Here is an 18109-nt window from a genome sequence, read left to right on the forward strand (position 1 = left end):
ATGGCACTTGAACTTGGACCTGAACTGGCGGATGTTGTACTGCAAGCAGAAGGCGGCCCGACGCTCAACGACGCGGGCGCCGCGGCAATCGCTGTCGGCCTCGCCGCGCTCGCGGCGGGCTACGCCGAGCGCGGTATCGGCGCCGCAGCCGTCGGCGCGATCGCCGAAGACGACGACATGTTCGTTCCCGGCCTGATCATGACCGTCCTTCCGGAGACGCTCGTGATCCTGGCCCTGGTCGTCGTCTTCATCGTCGGATAACCACGCCCCCCTTCTCTCACCAATGAGTTTGGACACAGTCGTAGAAGACATTCGAGAAGAGGCCCACGCGCGTGCGGAGGACATCCGCAGTGAGGGCGAAACGCGCGCCGAAGAGATCGAATCGGCCGCCGAGGAGGACGCCGAGGAGATCGTCGCGACTGCAGAGCGGGAAGTCGAACGCGAGATCGAGCAGCTTCGCGAACAGCGTCTCTCCAGTGCCAAGCTGGAGGCGAAACAGAAACGCCTGGAGGCACGCCGTGACGTCCTCGGCGAGGTTCGCGAGCAGGTCGAAGACGAACTTGCCGCGCTCGAGGGAGAGACCCGCGAAGAACTCACTCGAGATCTGCTCGAGGCCGCGAGCGACGAGTTCGACGCCGACGACGACGTCAGCGTCTACGGCCGTCCCGACGACCAGGAGCTGATCGAGTCGATCCTCGCGGACTACGACGGCTACGAGTACGCCGGCGAGTACGACTGTCTCGGCGGGGTCGTCGTCGAGAGCGAGCAGTCCCGTGTTCGAGTCAACAACACGTTCGACTCGGTGCTCGAGGACGTCTGGGAGGACAACCTCCGGGAGATCAGCAACCGACTCTTCGAGCAATGACTACGAGAGGGTCAAATCCGGAGTCCGGAACGCTCGGTGCCTCGAACCCCGAGTACGTGATCGGGCGCGTTCGATCGCGCCGCGCGTCGCTGTTCGCGGACGAGGATTATCGGAAACTGGTCCGGATGGGGCCGAGCGAGATCGCACGGTTCATGGAAGAATCGGAGTACGAACGCGAGATCAACGAACTCGGCGCGCGCTTCTCGGGCGTCGACCTGATCGAGTACGCGCTGAACCGGAACCTCGCGAAGCACTTCCAGGACCTGCTGGACTGGTCCGAAGGTCGGCTGTACGACCTCATCTCCCGGTACCTCCGAAAGTTCGACGTCTGGAACATCAAGACGATCATCCGCGGGATCTACACCGACACCGATCCCGAGGAGATCCGGACCGACCTCATCCGCGCCGGCGAACTGGACGATCGGACCGTCGATCGCCTGCTCGAGGTCGACGAGATCGAGGACGCGATCGAGGTGCTCGATCGGACGGTCTACTACGAGCCCCTCACCGAGGCCTTCGAGGAGTTCGAGGAGACGGGTGCGCTCGTCCCGCTCGAGAACGCCCTCGACCGGGAGTTCTACGAGCACCTGCTCGAGGACGTCTCCCGCGGACCGGGCGCCGAGCCCCAGGAGGGACCGAAAGCGAAGTACGTCGAGTTCCTGCAGGCCGAGATCGACTTCCGGAACGCCCGGAACGCGTTGCGCCTCTCGCGAAGCGGTGCCGACCTCGATCCGGCGTCCTACTACATCGAGGGCGGCGTCCTGTTCGACCAGTCGGAACTGAGCCGCCTCGTCGGCGACTACGACGCGCTCGTCGATCACATCGCCGAGAACAAGCGGTACGGCGATCGGCTCTCGGGAGCCCTCGATCGGCTCCGCGGGGCTGACAGCCTTATTCAGTTCGAGCACGCACTAGACGCTGCGTTGCTCGAGTACTCGGATACGCTCTCGAGTATCTATCCGGTCTCCGTCTCGGCCGTGCTGGCGTACATCCTCGCGAAGGAGCGCGAGGTCGAGAACATCCGCGCGATCGCGCGGGGTCGGGAGGTCGGCCTCTCGGAGAACGAAATCGAAGACGAGCTGGTGATCCTATGAGCCAGGAAATCGCAGTCGTCGGCAGTCCGGAGTTCACGACCGGCTTCCGCCTCGCTGGCGTGCGCCGGTTCGAAAACGTGCCGGACGACGACAAGGACGCGGCACTCGACGCCGCCGTCACGGACGTCCTCGAGGACGAGGGCGTCGGCATCGTCGTCATGCACGACGACGATCTCGACTACCTGTCGCGGAACGTACGCCAGACCGTCGAGACGAGCGTCGAGCCAGTCGTCGTCACCATCGGTAGCGGCACCGGTGGCGGCGGCCTGCGCGAACAGATCAAACGTGCGATCGGTATCGACCTGATGGACGAGGACGAGAGTTAAACTATGAGCCAGGCAGAAGACATCGAAACCGTCGACGAAGACGGTGTAATCGAAAGCGTGAGCGGTCCAGTCGTGACCGCCGCGGACCTCGACGCCCGGATGAACGACGTCGTCTACGTCGGCGACGAAGGGCTGATGGGCGAGGTCATCGAGATCGAAGGGAACCTGACCACGATTCAGGTGTACGAGGAGACCTCCGGGGTCGGCCCGGGCGAACCCGTCGAGAACACGGGCGAACCCCTGAGCGTCGACCTCGGCCCGGGCATGATGGACTCCATCTACGACGGCGTCCAGCGCCCGCTCGACGTCCTCGAGGACAAGATGGGGACCGCGTTTCTCGACCGCGGGGTCGACGCCCCGGGGATCGACCTCGAGAAAAAGTGGGAGTTCGAACCCACGGTCGAGGAAGGCGACACGGTCGAACCCGGCGACGTCGTCGGGGTCGTCGAGGAGACCGTCACCATCGATCACAAGGTGATGGTCCCACCGGACTACGAGGGCGGCGAGGTCACGTCGGTCGAGAGCGGCGAGTTCACGGTCGAGGAGACCGTCGTCGAACTCGACAACGGCGAAGAGATCCAGATGCACCAGGAGTGGCCGGTCCGTGAGGCCCGGCCCGCCGGTGACAAGGAGACGCCGACCGAACCCCTCGTCACTGGACAGCGCGTCCAGGACGGGCTGTTCCCGCTCGCGAAGGGTGGGACGGCGGCGATTCCCGGCCCCTTCGGCTCCGGGAAGACCGTCACCCAGCAGCAACTCGCAAAGTGGTCCGACGCGGACATCGTCGTCTACATCGGCTGTGGCGAGCGCGGCAACGAGATGACCGAGGTCATCGAGGACTTCCCGGAACTGCCGGACCCGCAGACCGGGAACCCGCTGATGGCCCGAACCTGCCTCATCGCCAACACGTCGAACATGCCCGTCGCGGCCCGCGAATCCTGTATCTACACCGGGATCACGATCGCGGAGTACTACCGCGACATGGGGTACGACGTCGCGCTGATGGCCGACTCCACCTCGCGGTGGGCAGAGGCCATGCGGGAAATTTCGAGTCGACTCGAGGAGATGCCCGGCGAGGAGGGGTATCCCGCGTATCTCGCGGCCGCGCTCTCGGAGTTCTACGAGCGCGCCGGCAAATTCCAGCTGATCAATGGTGGCGAAGGCTCGATCTCGGTCGTCGGCGCGGTCTCGCCGCCCGGCGGGGACTTCTCCGAGCCGGTCACCCAGAACACGCTGCGTATCGTCAAGACGTTCTGGGCACTGGACGCCGACCTCGCGGAGCGTCGGCACTTCCCCTCGATCAACTGGGACGAGTCCTACTCGCTGTACAAGGACCAGCTCGACCCGTGGTGGGAGGGCAACGTCGCGGACGACTGGGCGGAGACCCGCCAGTGGGCCGTCGACGTCTTAGACGAGGAGGGCGAACTCCAGGAAATCGTCCAGCTCGTCGGCAAGGACGCGCTGCCGGAGGACCAGCGGCTCACGCTCGAGGTCGCACGCTACCTGCGCGAGGCGTGGCTCCAGCAGAACGCGCTCCACGACGTCGACACCTACTGTGAGCCCGAGAAGACCTACCGGATGCTCGGGGCGATCAAGACGTTCAACGACGAGGCCTTCGACGCGCTCGAGGCTGGCGTCCCGGTCGAAGAGATCACGGACGTCGACGCGACCCCGCGGCTCAACCGTATGGGGACCGCCGAGGAGTGGAACGAGTTCATCGACGAGATCGAATCGGACCTCAAAGACCAGATCAGAGCGCTGTACTAACAATGAAAGAGTACCAGACAATCACCGAAATCAGCGGTCCGCTGGTGTTCGCCGAGGTCGACGAACCCGTCGGGTACGACGAGATCGTCGAGATCGAAACCGAAGACGGGCGAACGCTCCGTGGACAGGTACTGGAATCGAGCGAGGGCGTCGTCGCGATCCAGGTGTTCGAAGGCACCGGCGGGATCGACCGCAACGCCTCCGTTCGCTTCATCGGCGAAACGATGAAGATGCCCGTCACCGAGGACCTCCTCGGCCGGGTGCTGGACGGATCGGGGAACCCGATCGACGGCGGCCCCGAGATCGTCCCGGACGAACGACAGGATATCGTCGGTGAGGCGATCAACCCCTTCTCGCGGGAGTATCCCGAGGAGTTCATCCAGACCGGCGTGTCGGCGATCGACGGCATGAACACCCTCGTTCGTGGGCAGAAACTGCCGATCTTCTCCGGATCGGGACTGCCCCACAACGAACTCGCCCTGCAGATCGCCCGGCAGGCGACCGTGCCGGAAGAGGAAGGCGGCGAGGACGACGAGGGCACCGAGTTCGCAGTCATCTTCGGTGCCATGGGGATCACCCAGGAGGAGGCAAACGAGTTCATGCAGGACTTCGAGCGCACCGGCGCGCTCGAGCGATCGGTCGTCTTCATGAACCTCGCGGACGACCCCGCAGTCGAGCGGACGGTCACGCCGCGACTCGCCCTGACCACCGCGGAGTACCTCGCCTTCGAGAAGGGGTACCACGTGCTGGTCATCCTGACCGACATCACCAACTACTGCGAGGCGCTTCGCGAGATCGGTGCCGCACGCGAGGAGGTCCCGGGTCGCCGTGGCTACCCCGGGTACATGTACACCGACCTGGCGACGCTGTACGAGCGCGCCGGCCGTATCGAGGGCCGCGAGGGCTCGGTCACGCAGCTGCCGATCCTGACGATGCCCGGCGACGACGACACCCACCCGATCCCCGACCTCACCGGTTACATCACGGAGGGCCAGATCGTGATGGACCGGGACCTGAACAGCCAGGGGATCGAACCGCCGATCAACGTCCTGCCCAGCCTCTCGCGGCTGATGGACGACGGGATCGGCGAGGGCCTCACCCGCGAAGACCACGGCGACGTCTCCGACCAGATGTACGCCGCGTACGCGGAGGGTGAGGACCTGCGCGACCTCGTGAACATCGTCGGTCGCGAGGCGCTCTCCGAGCGGGACAACAAGTTCCTCGACTTCGCCGATCGCTTCGAGGAGGAGTTCGTCCAGCAGGGGTACGACACCAACCGTTCGATCGACGAGACGCTCGAACTCGGCTGGGACCTGCTCTCGATGCTCCCGAAGGAGGCGCTCAACCGCATCGACGAGGACCTCATCGCGGAGCACTACCGCGAGGACGAGTCCGAAGTTGCGGAAGCGACGGCCGACGACTGAGCAGGGAGCGCGGTTTATCGCCGACCCGCAGTCTCGGCCGTCCGGGCCGACGACTGAGCAGGGAGCGCGGTCCACTGGACCGCGGAAAAGCGAGCGGGGAGGAAGACCCGCGAGCAGGGAGCGCGGTTTCTTTTTCCGATACCCACGAGAGCCGTCAGTTCGTCGATCGAGGCCCGACGAATCCCGAACACGAAGCGATCGACAGCCGCGAGTCGATCGGGTTCGGTCGAGAATCGAGCGGCCACGGGCCGCTAGGGTCGATCGTCGCTGTCGTCCCGGTCGGTCCGGTGTCCCCACCCCGACTCCGCGTGTCGATCGCCGCCCCGGTCGTCGCGACCGGTCCGGTCGGTGGCGGACGCATCCGGACCGCCGCCCGATTGGGAGGGGGACCGGCCCCCGCGCTCTTTCGCGATCCGTTCCGCTTCCGATCGATCGACGACGGCGGGATCCGACGTCTCGTTCTCGATCGCCAGCCAGAGCAAGAGCGGGATCGCGAGGGCGAACAGGAGGAAGACGAAGACGAACGCGGCGGACATCGGTAGGCGACGACTCGCGTTCCGAGCACAAAGAATTTATCGTATGACACGAAGGAGCAGGTATGAAAGACGACGATCGCGGCTGTCCGAAGTGCGACCACACGGAGACGGAGGTCGACGAGATTTCGACGACCGGAACGGGACTGTCGAAGTTCTTCGACATCCAGAACCGGCGATTCATGGTGATCAGTTGCACCAACTGCGGCTACTCGGAACTCTACCGCGGCCAGTCGTCCGGGGCAATGGCCGACCTCTTCCTGGGGTGAGACGGATCGCTGTACCGTTGCACCGGGCCACCGCGGACAGGTCGCGGTTGCACCGGAACTGACGTACAGCAGTCCGGAGAGTCCATCCGCGTCTCGCCGCCGATCGGTCCTTGGCCGAGTCCGGCCGGGAAGCCGGCCGGACGGCCGGCAAAACTGTAAACAGTTATCCGACTGGGAGCGCAAGCCCTCCACAAGATGGCCAAGGACGTCAAACCCACCCGCAAGAACCTGATGGAGATCGAGGATCGGATCGAACTCTCCGAGCGCGGGCACGGGACCCTGGAAAAGAAGCGGGACGGGCTGATCATGGAGTTCATGGACATCCTGGACAAGGCCCAGGACGTCCGCGGTGACCTCGCCGACGACTACGAGCAGGCCCAGAAGAAGATCAACATGGCCCGGGCCATGGAGGGCGACGTCGCGGTTCGCGGCGCCGCCGCGGCCCTGCAGGAACACCCCGAGATCACGACCGAGTCGAAGAACATCATGGGCGTCGTCGTCCCCCAGATCGAGTCCTCGCGGGTCTCCAAGAGTCTCGACCAGCGCGGCTACGGGATCATGGGCACCTCCGCCCGCATCGACGAGGCCGCCGAGGCCTACGAGGATCTCCTCGAGAGCATCATCCTCGCCGCGGAGGTCGAGACGGCGATGAAGAAGATGCTCCGCGAGATCGAGACGACCAAGCGCCGCGTCAACGCGCTCGAGTTCAAACTCCTGCCCGACCTCTACGAGAGCCAGGAGTACATCGAGCAGAAACTCGAGGAACAGGAGCGCGAGGAGACGTTCCGGCTGAAGAAGATCAAGGACAAGAAAGAACAGGAGGAAAAAGAAGAGCGAGCGGCCGATGCGGCCGCCGAAGCGGAAGCGGAAGCCGAAGACGACGCGGAACGGGAGGACCTCGAGGACACCCAGCCGAGTACCGCCGCTCGATCGCCGACGGCCGACCAGTAAGCTCTGGACCCGAACGCTCCGAACCGGCGCGATCGACCACGGGACCACGTCGACGACGTCCCGGTGGCAACTGACACCCGATGGCCTGTTCACACTGCGGCACCGAATCGACGATCGCCACGGCCGTCCCCGACGACTACCGGGAATACGCGCCCGACTCCGCGGCCGCGGTGACGATCTGTCCCACCTGTCTCACCGTCGACCCTGCGCCGTCAGCCGCCGCCAACGACGACGGTGACGGAGAGGACCCCGACTTCTCACGCCTCAGCGACGCGTTTCCGAGGCGGCCCGACCGAGCGGTCCCGCTCGCGCTGGCGATCGAGCGATGTGACTCGCTGGCGACCAACCGCGAGGCGATCGAAACCCTGCTCCGGGCCGTCGAGCGCGCGGGAACGGACCCGTTGCTGGTCGTCGATCGACTCGTCGCCGATCCGTCGATCGAACCGGCAATCGACCTCGATCGTCGTCGACACCAGCTCGAGCAGTTGCTGTACTGAGTCGGGACCGAAGTCGACGAAAACGCGGCGAGTGAACTTACTTCCCGGTCGGCGTCACGTTGTCGCTGACGGCCTGTTTCACCTGCAACGCGGCGCTGGCGGCGAGACCACGGGCAACTTCGTCTCGCTCGTCGGCCGTGATGACCTCCTCCGGAGCGTCCTCGAGTTCGGGTGTGAAGCCGGCGCTGACGGCGTGGCCGATCGGCGGCCGGACGGCGACGGTCACCTCGGGGCCGGAGATACCACGGGAAACCTCGGCGTCGACGACGTACTCGCTGGGGAGGAACTCGCGAGTTCGGGCGGCGATCCGTGAGACGTCACGGTTGAGCACTCGCTTCTGGGCGCTCGAGAGATCCGGAACGTCCGCCGCTGCACGCTGACCAGCACCCGTTTCCCCCGGCAGCCCTGCGTACGGCGTGTTTCCGTTCATGAGAAGTGTGTAGCGCTACCAAAGGTCCGGGAGCTAAAAAGGGTTCGCCTTCGGGAAGGTTACAGGAGTGGAGTGCTCTCGCCGTAGACCGCGAGCACGAGCGCTGTCGTGTGGGTGCCCGACTCGGCCGGCGCGCTCTCGACGGCGATGCGGGGATCGCCGAACTGCCAGTCCCGGAGGTCCTGTCCCGCGGCCAGCCCCTCGCGAACGCGCCGTTCGACGTCGTCGCTGTCCATCTCACCGGCCGTCTCGTAGAACAGCCCCGGCCCGTGGTCGATCGACTGGGCCCACGCCAGCGCCGCGCTGACCCGTCCCGGTTCTGCGGTCGTGGCCCGGGCTTCGACCACCGTCAGGCGCTCGCCCGCGGGGCCGAGATCGGGTGCGGTGCCGACGGCCTCGACCTCTACACCTGCAGGAATAACCGAGGAGACGGAGACGAGATTGTAGTTCTCGACGCCGGCCTCGGCGAGGGCGGCGTCGTAGGAGGCCATCGCCGTGGGTCCCGAGGCAGAACCCCAGACGACTCGGATCATACTCATGTCTACGGATCGGGGACGGACGGCGTAAGGACTTGCGATCCGCGATCGACGACGATCCGAAACGCTACCAGTGGCCGCGAGCGACGCCCGACGAACTGAGGGCATCGCGAGCCGGGGGAAGGCAGGAAGCAGTTGTGGGGTTACTCACCGCGAGCGAGCCGTGAGGCGAGTGAGCGGGCCGACGACCGATGTGAAGGGGCGCGAAGCGTCCCGAAACGGAGGGAGGAGTGCTTTTGATCAACCTGTTACCGAGCGAACGAGCGAAGCGAGTGAGCGCAGTGTAAAAGGTTGTTATTGGTAGAAGTAGCCGGGCGAGGAGATCACGTCGCTCGAATCGTCCTGCTCCATCTTCTCGTGGGCGTCTACGAAGTCCTGGTGGTGGACCTCGTCCCGATCGTTCCGGATCGCGAACATGCCGGCCTCGGTCGCGAGGCTCTCGATGTCGGCCCCGGAGTAGCCCTCGGTCTCGTCGGCCAGCACGTCGAAGTCGACGTCGGCATCGACGTTCATGCCGCGGGTGTGGATCTCGAGGATCTGCTCGCGGCCGTCCCGATCGGGTTCGGGAACTTCGATGAGGCGATCGAAGCGGCCGGGGCGGAGGATGGCCCGATCGAGCATGTCGAAGCGGTTGGTGGCGGCGATGATACGGATCTCGCCGCGGGCCTCGAAGCCGTCCATCTCGGAGAGCAACTGCATCATCGTCCGCTGGACCTCGGCATCGCCCGACGTCTTCGACTCCGTGCGGGTGGTCGCGATCGCGTCGATCTCGTCGATGAAGATGATGGCGGGTTCGCGCTCGCGGGCCATCTCGAACAGGTCGCGGACGAGCCGCGAGCCCTCGCCGATGAACTTGCGGACGAGTTCGGAGCCGGCCATCTTGATGAAGGTGGCGTCGGTCTCGTTGGCAACGGCCTTCGCGAGCATCGTCTTGCCCGTCCCTGGCGGCCCGTAGAGGAGGACGCCGCTTGGCGGATCGATGCCGACCTCCTGGAACATCTCGGGCTGGGTGAGCGGCTGTTCGACGGCCTCGCGGACCTCGCGGACCTGTTCGTCGATGCCGCCGATGTCCGCGTAGCTGACGGCGGGCCGCTCGGTGATCTCCATCGACTGGGCGCGCGCGTCGGTTTCGGCCGAGAGCACCGTCTGGATCGCAAAGGAGTCGTTGACGGCGACGCGATCGCCGGCCTCGACGCGGTCGACGATCCGGGGCGAGACGTCGGTGAGCACTTCCTGGTTGTTGCCGTGCTGTTTGACGATGACCTCGTCGTCGTCCATCACGTCCTCGACGGTCGCGATGTACAGCGACGAACTCTTGAGCGTCTCGTTCTCGCGTTCGACGCGGTCGACTTTCTCGCGGAGGCGCTGGCGGCGGTCATCGGCGTCGTCGAGCTGGTCGGACAGCTGTTCGTTGACCTCGACGAGATCCTCGTAGTGGCCGCGAAGCGCCTCGAGCCGTTCGTCGTCCGGCAAATCGGGATCGATATCGCGGTGGGGTCGATCGGGGATAGACGGGCTTCGAGACATCCTAACGTACGTCGGTAAGTCCCCGGCGATAAATGTGCCTTTGGGTCCCGGTTGGATTTCCGACGCCGATCGGTCAGGGAATGGCTACCGACGGTAGCCAGTCGCTACGCGACCGCGGGTAGGAGCATCTGAACGGCCGTCTACGCCGCCGTACTGCGACGGCGAGACGGCGAAATTGCGATCGAGGCCCGCGCGCCGAACCGGCCGGAGTGCTACGACAGGAGCGTCTCCATCTCGTCGAGTCGATCGCCGTAGGTCGCGAGCGCGCGATCGATCGGGTCGGACGTGCTCATGTCGACGCCGGCGATCCGCAGGAGGTCGAGCGGGTACTCCCGGGAGCCGCGGCGAAGGAATTCGAGGTAGTCCTCCGCGGCGGCCTGGCCCTCCTCGAGGACGGTGTCGACGATCGCGAGCGCTGCCGAGATGCCGGTGGCGTACTGGTAGACGTAGAACGCGCGGTAGAAGTGCGGGATGCGCATCCACTCGCGGGCGATCCGGTCGTCGATCGCGGCCGGCTCGTAGTAGTCGGCCTTGAGGTCGCGGTAGAGGTCGTCCAGCCGATCGGCGGTCAGCGGTTCGCCGGCCTCCTCGAGTCGATGCGCCTCGTGTTCGAACTCGGCGAACAGCGTCTGGCGATAGAGTGTCGATCGGACGCGCTCTAAGAACTCGTTGAGGACGTGCTTGCGGAACTCGGGATCCTCGACGGTCTCGAGCAGGTGGTTCGTCAGCAGGGCCTCGTTGACCGTACTGGCAACCTCGGCCACGAAGATCTCGTACCCCGAGTAGACGTAGGGCTGTTCCTCTTTCGTGAGTTGGGAGTGCATCGAGTGGCCCAGTTCGTGGGCCAGCGTGTACATCGAGGAGATGTCGTCCTGGTAGTTCATCAGGATGAACGGCTGGGTGTCGTAGGTGCCCCCCGAGTAGGCACCGGACTGTTTCCCCTCGTTCTCGTAGACGTCGACCCACTGCGAGTCGAGGCCGTCGGCGACCCGGGACTGGTACTCCTCGCCGAGCGGTTCGAGCGCGGCGACGACGTGGTCTGTGGCCTCGTCGTACTCGACGTCAGGTCCCTCGTCACCGGTCAGGGGCATGTAGACGTCCCACATCCGGAGTTCGTCGACGTCGAGCGCGTCCCGCTTGAGTTCGGCGTGGCGGTGAAGTTTGTCGAGATTGTCGTGGACCGATTCGACGAGCGTATCGTAGACGTCGACGGGAACGTTGGGACCGTCGAGCGCCGCCTCGCGAGCGGTGTCGTAGTTGCGCGCCTGGGCCGTCTTGACGTCGGCCTTGACGCTGTTCTTGTAGGACGCGGCTACCGTGTTCCGGACCGACGCCCACTCGTCGAAGTAGTTCTCGTAGACCCGCTTGCGGAAGTCACGATCGGGCCGCTTGAGCAGGTTGACGAAGTTGCTCTGTGAGATTTCGACGGCATCGCCGTCCGGGTCTTCCACGGTCGGGAACGTCATGTCCGCGTTCGAGAGCATGTTGTACACCTCGCCGGTCGCCCCCGTGACCTCGCTCAGGTCCGCGAGCAGGGCCTCCACCTCGGCCGATCGCGTGTGGGGCTTCATGCGGAGCACGTCGTCGACGTAGTGGTCGTAGGTCTCGAGATCGGGTTCGGCCGCGACCATCTCGTCGAACTCCTCGCGGGTCAGGTCCTGGAGTTCCGGTTCGATGAACGACGCGGCGGACTGGGCGTCGGCCGCCAGCGACTGTGCGCGGGCGGTCAGCCCCTGGTAGTGCTGGTTCGTCGTGTCCTCGTCGCGGCGCATCCGGGCGTAGGCGGCCACCGTCGACACCTCGCGCATGATCTCGTCGCGCAACCCGAGGACGGCGAGCAGCGTCTCGGCGTCGTCGACGGTCTGGCCCTCGTAGGCGGCGAGGTCGTCGATCCGATCGGCGACCGACTCGTAGGCCGCCTCCCAGTCGTCGTCGGTGGTGTAGATGCTCTCGAGATCCCAGGTATAGGCCTCGTCGATCTCGGAGCGCTCCGGAACTGAACTCATAGCGGGAGGTTTGCAACGGCAGTGGTAAAGCGTGTCGGACTATTGCGATCGGTGATCGTGCCGACGGCTTTTGTCGGTGGCCGAGCAAAAACGGGGTATGACGGATCGTGAACCAGTTCCCGCCGACGTCGAGCGTGCACTCGGGCGCACGTGGACCGACGATCGGCCATGGGATCTGTTGACGCGACTGACCGAACTGCCGGACCGGATGGGTGGCTCCCCGGGTGAACGGCGCGCAGCCGAACTCGTCCGGACGGCGTTTACCGACGCCGGCCTCGCGGACGTCCGGATCGACGAGTTCCCGATGCAGTACTGGGAGCGCGGAGAGACCGAGTTCGCCGTCGTCGGCGACGAGACGACGCGCGGAAGCGAGCGCCTGGGGACCGGCCCGATCGATCGGTCCTTCGGGGCGATCGCGCTGCCCTACTCCCCGCCGGGCGACGTCGAGGGGCCGCTGGTCGACGTCGGCTACGGCACGCCCGAGGAGTTCGAGGCGGCGGGATCGGCCGTTCAGGACGGCATCGTCGTCGCGAGCACGACGACGCCACCCGATCGGCGGTTCGTCCACCGGATGGAGAAGTTCGGACACGCGGTCGCCGCCGGAGCGTCCGCGTTCGTCTTCGTCAACCACGTCCCCGGGCAGTTACCGCCGACCGGGGCACTGCGATTCGACGCCGAGGCCGCCGTCCCCGGCGTCGGCGTCAGTGCCGAGACGGGCGACTGGCTACGCGAGTACGCCGATCAGGGCGCGAGCGCGCGGATCCGCGTCGATGCGACGACGCGACGGGGATCGAGCCAGAACGTCCACGGGGTTCTCGGCGATTCGAGTGTCCCGGGGGAAACCGCGGACGATGGCGAGGACACCCCGGACGAGGCGGTGCTCGTTCTCGCCCACTACGACGCCCACGACGTCGGCGAGGGTGCGCTCGACAACGGCTGCGGGATCGCCACCGTCGTCGGTGCCGCGAGGATCCTCGCGACGATCGAGGACGACCTCGCCTGCCCGGTACAGATTGCCGGCGTCGGTTGCGAGGAGATCGGTCTGCTCGGTGCCGAAGCGCTGGCGGACGACCTCGATCTCGACGCGATCCGGGCGGTCGTCAACGTCGACGGCGCAGGCCGGTTCCGGAACCTGCGGGCGCTCACGCACGGGTCGGAGACGATGGCAGCGGTCGCCGAGCGCGTCGCCGACGAGGCCGGCCAGCCGATCGGCCGGGAGCCAGATCCGCACCCGTTCAGCGACCACTGGCCGTTCCTGCGGGCGGGCGTCCCGGCGTTGCAACTGCACAGCGAACCGCCCGAGGGGAGCGAGCGCGGTCGTGGCTGGGGCCACACGGCGGCGGACACGCGGGACAAGGTCGATCCGCGGACCCTGCGTGAACACGCGATGCTGACGGCGCTGCTGGTGCGGGAACTCACCCGAGTCGACGTCCCGCGAATCGACGAGGCCGACCTCCGCGATCGGCTCCGCGATCAGGAGTACGAACCGGGGATGCGTGCGGCCGACGTCTGGCCGGCCGCGTGGGAATCGGCCGAGTGACGGCTAGAACGGGACGTCTTCCGGCACGTCGCGCGGAGTCCCCTCGCCGGCCATCCCGTCGAAGCCGAGGGTGACGGAGACGCGATCGATCGCGTCGATCTCGCCGGGGAGCCGTTGCTGGATCGCCTGCGTCGTCATCGGGCTGACGCCACAGCCGTCGCAGGCGCCGCTGAGCGTGATCGAGACGTGGCGCTCCTCGCGATCGACGCCGGTGATCGCGAAGTCGCCGCCGTGGGCCTCGATCTGCGGGAAGTTCCGCCTGAGGAACAGCGAGACGGCGTCTCTGATCTCGTCCTCCGACTGGGCCGACGGGGAATCACTCATACGAACCCGTAGGGGACCGAAGAGAGATAATCCTGTCCACGATGGGGTTCGGCCGACGGCCGGGTTCGGTTCCCAATCGTCTCCAGTCTCCGAACGGCTTCGGTCCACGACCGGCTTCCGTCCCCGGACTACCCGCGCATCTCGGCGTCGACTGCGGTCCGGACGACCCGGGCGACCCCGAGCATCGCGACGAACGTCCCCGCGGCGACCAGCGCGGCGAACAGGAAGACCCCGAGCGCGATCGCGCCGGCGTTTCCGTACGCCAACAGCCCCGCGACGAGAAACCGGTAGCTGAGGAAGACGACGAGGATGCCGGCCGCGACCCGGATCGACGCCCGCCAGTATGCTCCGTACTCCTCCGGCGACAGCTCCATGCTCCGGCGTGTGTGTTCGGCCATCAAAAGTGTACCCGAGTGCGGTCCAGCGCGGGATCGATCGCTCCCGTCGTGGGCCGATCGACGAAGGCTCAGACGGTTTACTGTAAGTCAGTTCCGGCGCAACCGCCGCCCGGATCGCGGTTGCGCCGGTAAATCGGTACAGCAATCCGTATCAGTCGATCCCGTCGACGACCTGGCCGGCCACCCGCGCCCCCGTCCGCCGATCGATCCGCCGGCGATCGAACACGGCCCGCGCGCTCTCGACCGCCCGCTCGTCGACCGTGAACGCGACGTCGGGGTACGTGACGCCGGTCAGGATCAGCGGATCGGGCGGCGCTGGCGCGATTCCCTCGTGACCCGGAAGCGGGCCGTCTCCGAGAACCCGATCGATCGTCTCGAGACTCGCCTCGCCGGTCCCGACGGCGTGTGCGAGCGAGACCAGCCGCCGGACGAGTTCGCGGGCGAACCCGCCCGCGGCGACGGTGAGCACGAGGAAGTCAGCGTCCCGCGTCGCCTCGATCGTCGGCGCTCGCTCGGTGTTGCGATCGTCCGGCGTGAGATTGTGGAAGTCGTGCCGGCCCGAGAGTGCCTCGCAGGCCGCGCGGAACCGATCGTCGTCGACGGGGGAGCCGAGACCGTCCTGGACCGGGTCGTCGGACGAGGGATCGTCGCTCCGGTCGCCGTCGGCGGGCGGCGCGTACAGGTGGTACGTGTACGTCCGTTGGGTGGCGTCGTGCGTGGCGTGGAACGTGGGGGACACGTCGGCGGCCGCCCACGCCCGGACGTCGGCCGGGAGGTCGGCGTTGAACGCCCGCGGCGTGAGCCAGTCCGGAACCTCGAGCGCGATCGTCTGGGCGAGCGCCGTCACCCCGGCGTCGGTTCGGCCGGCGGCGGCGTAGCCGGCCGGCCGATCGGGTCCCTCGCGATCGGCGTTGGGGTCGTACGCGTCGAGCGATCGGAGCGCGCGAAAGATGGCGTCCTCGACCGTCGAAACGTCGGGCTGGCGCTGGAACCCGTGGTAGCCGGTGCCGTCGTAGGCGATCCGGAACGCTCGCTTGGGCATCGGTTCGATCGAGGGGTGCCAGCGTGTTAGGCGCGTCGACCGCCGACCGTGCCGAACCGCGCCACGAGAGCGCGGCGAATCGCGGGAATCGGCGCACGTCGCGGACCCCGCGACGAGGGCGCGTCTTAAACGACCCTGATATCGAGGCTACCAAGCCACCCCGCCGGCCGGCGTCTAGTCGGGTAGAGGAGGAACGTCTATGGCGAGATACGAATTTACCTGTCCGGACTGCACGGCGCAACTCGAGTTCGACGACCGACAGCGATCGGTGGCGATACGGAGCGGGTGTCCGCTCTGTGGCCGCCCGATCGCCGACACCGACTTCGCGACGAGGGAAGGAGGATCCGCCTGATCGACCCCCGAGAGCGACCGGCGAGGGGCACGGGCGAGTATCCGCGAGCGCGGTACCCACCGTGCGAATAGCGAAACGAGCGGCGTTCGGACGCGTCCCGATATCGTGAATCGCCTGCATACTCCGGGCGGGTGACCTTCCCCACGAGTGGCGGAGACACCACCACACATGGGCGAGTCCAACGAGCGTGACCCGGAGTCACACACTACTGTGCGGAACGTCGTTCTCGTGATCCTCGATACGGCACGATCGAAGAGCGTCGGTTCGTTTCCCGGCGACCCGGGCCGGGCTGGGCCTGGCGACGACGACGGTGACGCGTCTCGGATCGGAGAGCGATCGAGCGATCGCGGATGCGACGGGCCGCAACCCACCCCAGCGCTATCGCGTCTCGCGGCCGAGGGGACCGCGTTCGAGAACGCCTTCGCGACCGCACCGTGGACGCTTCCCTCCCACGCGTCGCTGTTTACGGGTCTGTACCCCTCCGAACACGGCACGCACGGCGGTCACACCTACCTCGACGACGACCTGCGGACGCTGCCCGAGGCCTTTTCCGACGCGGGTTACCAGTCGATCGGCGTCTCGAACAATACCTGGATCACCGAGGAGTTCGGCTTCGATCGGGGCTTCGAGGACCTCCGCAAGGGCTGGCAGTACGTCCAGTCCGACGCGGACATGGGCGCGGTGGTCCGCGGCGAGGACCTGAACGAGAAGCTCCAGGCGACCCGGAACCGCCTCTTCGACGGCAATCCGCTCGTCAACGCCGCCAACATCCTCTACAGCGAACTGCTCCAGCCCGCCGGCGACGACGGCGCAAGCCGATCGGTCGACTGGATCGAGAACTGGCTCGCCGGCCGCACCGACGAGCGGCCGTTCTTCCTGTTCTGTAACTTCATCGAACCACACGTCGAGTACGATCCGCCCCGAGAGTACGCCGAGGAGTTCCTCCCGGCCGGCGCGACGTACGAGGAGGCGACCGCGATCAGGCAGGATCCCCGGGCCTACGACTGTGACGATTACGACCTGTCCGATCGGGACTTCGCCCTCCTCCGGGGACTCTACCGGGCCGAACTCGCCTACGTCGACGACCAGCTCGCCCGGCTCCGGACGGCCCTCGAAGACGCCGGCGAGTGGGACGACACCCTGTTCGTCGTCTGCGGCGACCACGGCGAACACATCGGCGAACACGGCTTCTTCGGTCACCAGTATAACCTGTACGACACGCTGCTGAACGTCCCGCTGGCGATCCACGGCGGCCCGTTCACCGGCGGCGGCCGACGGTCCGACCTCGTCCAGTTGCTCGATCTGCCCGCGACCCTGCTGGAGACGGCCGGGGTCGACGACCCCGCCCTGCTCGGCCAGGGCTCGAGCCGGTCGATCCACCCGACGTCGGACGCCGAGCCGCGGGACGCGGTCTTCGCCGAGTACGTCGCCCCACAGCCCTCGATCGATCGGCTCGTGGCGCGCTTCGGCGAGATTCCCGATCGGGTTCACGCGTTCGATCGCCGCCTGCGGGCCGTCCGGACGACCGAGTACAAGTACGTCCGCGGCGACGACGGGTTCGAACGGCTCCACTACGTCCCGACCGATCCGGCCGAGCACGACGACGTCGCACCCAGCGAGCCAGCACGGGTACGGGCGCTCCGGGACCGACTCGAGGATCGGTTCGACCCGATCGCGGACGTCGACGATTCCGCGGCCGTCGAGATGCGAGCGGGAACGAAAGAGCGACTGGCGGACCTGGGCTACCTCTGAAACGGGCTCTGGATCGGGCCGTCGTCGAACCGGCCGCGTCGGCCCCGCCGACATGAAGCGGCCACGTGTACACGCTGACTCGTTTCCGTTACCCGTCGGTACGTGGCTCCGTGTCACCCGCTACGTCCGCCGACACGCACCCACACCCCGCCCGCGGCCTGTACGATCGATCCGCCCGGCAGTTGACGATCGTCGTCGACGCAGCCCCTGCCGACGTCGACGACGTCACGGTCGAAGCGAGTCCGACCCGCGTTCGGATCACGGTCTCCCGCGCGGAGCGCGACGAAGTCTGGACCGTCGCGCCGCCGACCCGAGGACACGACTTTACCGGGGAGCGCGAGGCTCGCTACAACAACGGCGTCCTCACCGTCTCGATCGGGACGGAACCCCGGTGGCGGCACTGAGATCGGTCACGTAGTCGACTTCTGAGATCGGTCACGTGGTCGATCGGCGATCCCCGTCGGTGATCCGCGGAT

The 18109-nt window shown here is 66.7% G+C and carries 21 protein-coding genes; 13 read left to right on the forward strand and 8 right to left on the reverse strand.

Translation table 11 applies throughout. The features are described from left to right. The 6 genes from MUN73_RS11340 to MUN73_RS11365 are packed head-to-tail and all read left to right on the forward strand — an operon-like array spanning position 1 to position 5476. Entirely contained in the window at positions 1-261 is a 261-nt protein-coding gene (locus tag MUN73_RS11340) for a hypothetical protein (RefSeq protein WP_250140580.1), read from the forward strand. 22 nt (positions 262-283) lie between these two features. Further along, a complete protein-coding gene (locus tag MUN73_RS11345; protein ID WP_250140581.1) occupies positions 284-865 on the forward strand; it encodes a V-type ATP synthase subunit E in 582 nt (193 codons plus the stop codon). Continuing rightward, positions 862-1959 (forward strand): V-type ATP synthase subunit C, encoded by a 1098-nt coding sequence (locus tag MUN73_RS11350; RefSeq protein WP_250140582.1) that lies wholly within the window; start codon positions 862-864, stop codon positions 1957-1959. Before MUN73_RS11345 ends, MUN73_RS11350 begins: the two co-directional genes overlap by 4 nt. After that, on the forward strand, positions 1956-2285 hold the full coding sequence (locus MUN73_RS11355; protein ID WP_250140583.1) for a V-type ATP synthase subunit F: 330 nt from the start codon (positions 1956-1958) through the stop codon (positions 2283-2285). Before MUN73_RS11350 ends, MUN73_RS11355 begins: the two co-directional genes overlap by 4 nt. Positions 2286-2288: 3 nt before the next feature. Beyond that, positions 2289-4052, forward strand: coding sequence for an ATP synthase subunit A (locus MUN73_RS11360; protein WP_250140584.1), 1764 nt, complete (start codon positions 2289-2291; stop codon positions 4050-4052). Positions 4053-4054: 2 nt separating this feature from the next. Next, on the forward strand, positions 4055-5476 hold the full coding sequence (locus tag MUN73_RS11365; RefSeq protein WP_250140585.1) for an ATP synthase subunit B: 1422 nt from the start codon (positions 4055-4057) through the stop codon (positions 5474-5476). Positions 5477-5727: 251 nt separating this feature from the next. Here the strand turns inward: MUN73_RS11365 and MUN73_RS11370 are convergent, their stop codons facing one another. Next, positions 5728-6012, reverse strand: coding sequence for a DUF8143 family protein (locus tag MUN73_RS11370; protein WP_250140586.1), 285 nt, complete (start codon positions 6010-6012; stop codon positions 5728-5730). 62 nt (positions 6013-6074) lie between these two features. Between MUN73_RS11370 and MUN73_RS11375 the strand changes: the two genes are divergently transcribed. From MUN73_RS11375 to MUN73_RS11385, 3 genes are all read left to right on the forward strand, one after another. Further along, complete coding sequence (locus tag MUN73_RS11375; RefSeq protein WP_250140587.1) at positions 6075-6278, forward strand: zinc ribbon domain-containing protein; 204 nt, start codon at positions 6075-6077, stop codon at positions 6276-6278. A 195-nt stretch (positions 6279-6473) separates the two neighbouring features. After that, on the forward strand, positions 6474-7229 hold the full coding sequence (locus tag MUN73_RS11380; RefSeq protein ID WP_250140588.1) for a V-type ATP synthase subunit D: 756 nt from the start codon (positions 6474-6476) through the stop codon (positions 7227-7229). Positions 7230-7309: 80 nt separating this feature from the next. Then, complete coding sequence (locus MUN73_RS11385) at positions 7310-7726, forward strand: DUF6276 family protein (RefSeq protein WP_250140589.1); 417 nt, start codon at positions 7310-7312, stop codon at positions 7724-7726. Positions 7727-7763: 37 nt separating this feature from the next. Here MUN73_RS11385 and MUN73_RS11390 read toward each other — a convergent pair whose 3' ends face one another. The 4 genes from MUN73_RS11390 to pepF all read right to left on the reverse strand — a co-directional run bounded on the left by MUN73_RS11390 (position 7764) and on the right by pepF (position 12225). Then, the gene (locus MUN73_RS11390) at positions 7764-8156 is read right to left on the reverse strand and encodes a DUF5811 family protein (protein WP_250140590.1); all 393 of its coding nucleotides are present in this window, start codon (positions 8154-8156) and stop codon (positions 7764-7766) included. 59 nt (positions 8157-8215) lie between these two features. Beyond that, entirely contained in the window at positions 8216-8695 is a 480-nt protein-coding gene (locus tag MUN73_RS11395) for a pyruvoyl-dependent arginine decarboxylase (RefSeq protein WP_250140591.1), read from the reverse strand. A 291-nt stretch (positions 8696-8986) separates the two neighbouring features. Then, complete coding sequence (gene pan2, locus MUN73_RS11400) at positions 8987-10219, reverse strand: proteasome-activating nucleotidase Pan2 (protein ID WP_250140592.1); 1233 nt, start codon at positions 10217-10219, stop codon at positions 8987-8989. Positions 10220-10431: 212 nt separating this feature from the next. Then, entirely contained in the window at positions 10432-12225 is a 1794-nt protein-coding gene (gene pepF, locus MUN73_RS11405) for an oligoendopeptidase F (RefSeq protein ID WP_250140593.1), read from the reverse strand. A 97-nt stretch (positions 12226-12322) separates the two neighbouring features. Here pepF and MUN73_RS11410 point away from each other — a divergent pair, with 97 nt between their 5' ends. Then, positions 12323-13765, forward strand: coding sequence for a M28 family metallopeptidase (locus MUN73_RS11410; protein ID WP_250140594.1), 1443 nt, complete (start codon positions 12323-12325; stop codon positions 13763-13765). 3 nt (positions 13766-13768) lie between these two features. Here the strand turns inward: MUN73_RS11410 and MUN73_RS11415 are convergent, their stop codons facing one another. From MUN73_RS11415 to truA, 3 genes are all read right to left on the reverse strand, one after another. Further along, entirely contained in the window at positions 13769-14089 is a 321-nt protein-coding gene (locus MUN73_RS11415; protein ID WP_250140595.1) for a NifU family protein, read from the reverse strand. A 128-nt stretch (positions 14090-14217) separates the two neighbouring features. Further along, the gene (locus MUN73_RS11420; protein ID WP_250140596.1) at positions 14218-14463 is read right to left on the reverse strand and encodes a hypothetical protein; all 246 of its coding nucleotides are present in this window, start codon (positions 14461-14463) and stop codon (positions 14218-14220) included. A gap of 175 nt (positions 14464-14638) precedes the next feature. Beyond that, entirely contained in the window at positions 14639-15529 is an 891-nt protein-coding gene (truA, locus tag MUN73_RS11425; protein ID WP_250140597.1) for a tRNA pseudouridine(38-40) synthase TruA, read from the reverse strand. Between the two features lie 199 nt (positions 15530-15728). Here truA and MUN73_RS11430 point away from each other — a divergent pair, with 199 nt between their 5' ends. From MUN73_RS11430 to MUN73_RS11440, 3 genes are all read left to right on the forward strand, one after another. Continuing rightward, positions 15729-15881, forward strand: coding sequence for a DUF7560 family zinc ribbon protein (locus MUN73_RS11430; protein WP_250140598.1), 153 nt, complete (start codon positions 15729-15731; stop codon positions 15879-15881). 168 nt (positions 15882-16049) lie between these two features. Beyond that, entirely contained in the window at positions 16050-17633 is a 1584-nt protein-coding gene (locus MUN73_RS11435; RefSeq protein WP_250140826.1) for a sulfatase, read from the forward strand. Between the two features lie 110 nt (positions 17634-17743). Continuing rightward, the gene (locus MUN73_RS11440; RefSeq protein WP_250140599.1) at positions 17744-18037 is read left to right on the forward strand and encodes an Hsp20/alpha crystallin family protein; all 294 of its coding nucleotides are present in this window, start codon (positions 17744-17746) and stop codon (positions 18035-18037) included. The last annotated feature ends 72 nt before the right edge of the window (positions 18038-18109 follow it).

It is taken from the genome of Halosolutus amylolyticus (assembly GCF_023566055.1).
Classification (GTDB): domain Archaea; phylum Halobacteriota; class Halobacteria; order Halobacteriales; family Natrialbaceae; genus Halosolutus; species Halosolutus amylolyticus.

What these genes read in the sequence shown, in the direction of transcription:
- pan2 (WP_250140592.1), bottom strand. Translation starts at nt 10,219, where the DNA reads ATGTCTCGAAGCCCGTCTATCCCCGATCGACCCCACCGCGATATCGAT.
- MUN73_RS11395 (WP_250140591.1), bottom strand. Translation starts at nt 8,695, where the DNA reads ATGAGTATGATCCGAGTCGTCTGGGGTTCTGCCTCGGGACCCACGGCG.
- MUN73_RS11435 (WP_250140826.1), top strand. Translation starts at nt 16,050, where the DNA reads ATGGGCGAGTCCAACGAGCGTGACCCGGAGTCACACACTACTGTGCGG.
- MUN73_RS11345 (WP_250140581.1), top strand. Translation starts at nt 284, where the DNA reads ATGAGTTTGGACACAGTCGTAGAAGACATTCGAGAAGAGGCCCACGCG.
- MUN73_RS11410 (WP_250140594.1), top strand. Translation starts at nt 12,323, where the DNA reads ATGACGGATCGTGAACCAGTTCCCGCCGACGTCGAGCGTGCACTCGGG.
- MUN73_RS11350 (WP_250140582.1), top strand. Translation starts at nt 862, where the DNA reads ATGACTACGAGAGGGTCAAATCCGGAGTCCGGAACGCTCGGTGCCTCG.
- MUN73_RS11390 (WP_250140590.1), bottom strand. Translation starts at nt 8,156, where the DNA reads ATGAACGGAAACACGCCGTACGCAGGGCTGCCGGGGGAAACGGGTGCT.
- MUN73_RS11420 (WP_250140596.1), bottom strand. Translation starts at nt 14,463, where the DNA reads ATGGAGCTGTCGCCGGAGGAGTACGGAGCATACTGGCGGGCGTCGATC.
- MUN73_RS11340 (WP_250140580.1), top strand. Translation starts at nt 1, where the DNA reads ATGGCACTTGAACTTGGACCTGAACTGGCGGATGTTGTACTGCAAGCA.
- pepF (WP_250140593.1), bottom strand. Translation starts at nt 12,225, where the DNA reads ATGAGTTCAGTTCCGGAGCGCTCCGAGATCGACGAGGCCTATACCTGG.
- MUN73_RS11415 (WP_250140595.1), bottom strand. Translation starts at nt 14,089, where the DNA reads ATGAGTGATTCCCCGTCGGCCCAGTCGGAGGACGAGATCAGAGACGCC.
- MUN73_RS11430 (WP_250140598.1), top strand. Translation starts at nt 15,729, where the DNA reads ATGGCGAGATACGAATTTACCTGTCCGGACTGCACGGCGCAACTCGAG.
- MUN73_RS11375 (WP_250140587.1), top strand. Translation starts at nt 6,075, where the DNA reads ATGAAAGACGACGATCGCGGCTGTCCGAAGTGCGACCACACGGAGACG.
- MUN73_RS11355 (WP_250140583.1), top strand. Translation starts at nt 1,956, where the DNA reads ATGAGCCAGGAAATCGCAGTCGTCGGCAGTCCGGAGTTCACGACCGGC.
- MUN73_RS11380 (WP_250140588.1), top strand. Translation starts at nt 6,474, where the DNA reads ATGGCCAAGGACGTCAAACCCACCCGCAAGAACCTGATGGAGATCGAG.
- MUN73_RS11385 (WP_250140589.1), top strand. Translation starts at nt 7,310, where the DNA reads ATGGCCTGTTCACACTGCGGCACCGAATCGACGATCGCCACGGCCGTC.
- MUN73_RS11360 (WP_250140584.1), top strand. Translation starts at nt 2,289, where the DNA reads ATGAGCCAGGCAGAAGACATCGAAACCGTCGACGAAGACGGTGTAATC.
- MUN73_RS11370 (WP_250140586.1), bottom strand. Translation starts at nt 6,012, where the DNA reads ATGTCCGCCGCGTTCGTCTTCGTCTTCCTCCTGTTCGCCCTCGCGATC.
- truA (WP_250140597.1), bottom strand. Translation starts at nt 15,529, where the DNA reads ATGCCCAAGCGAGCGTTCCGGATCGCCTACGACGGCACCGGCTACCAC.
- MUN73_RS11365 (WP_250140585.1), top strand. Translation starts at nt 4,055, where the DNA reads ATGAAAGAGTACCAGACAATCACCGAAATCAGCGGTCCGCTGGTGTTC.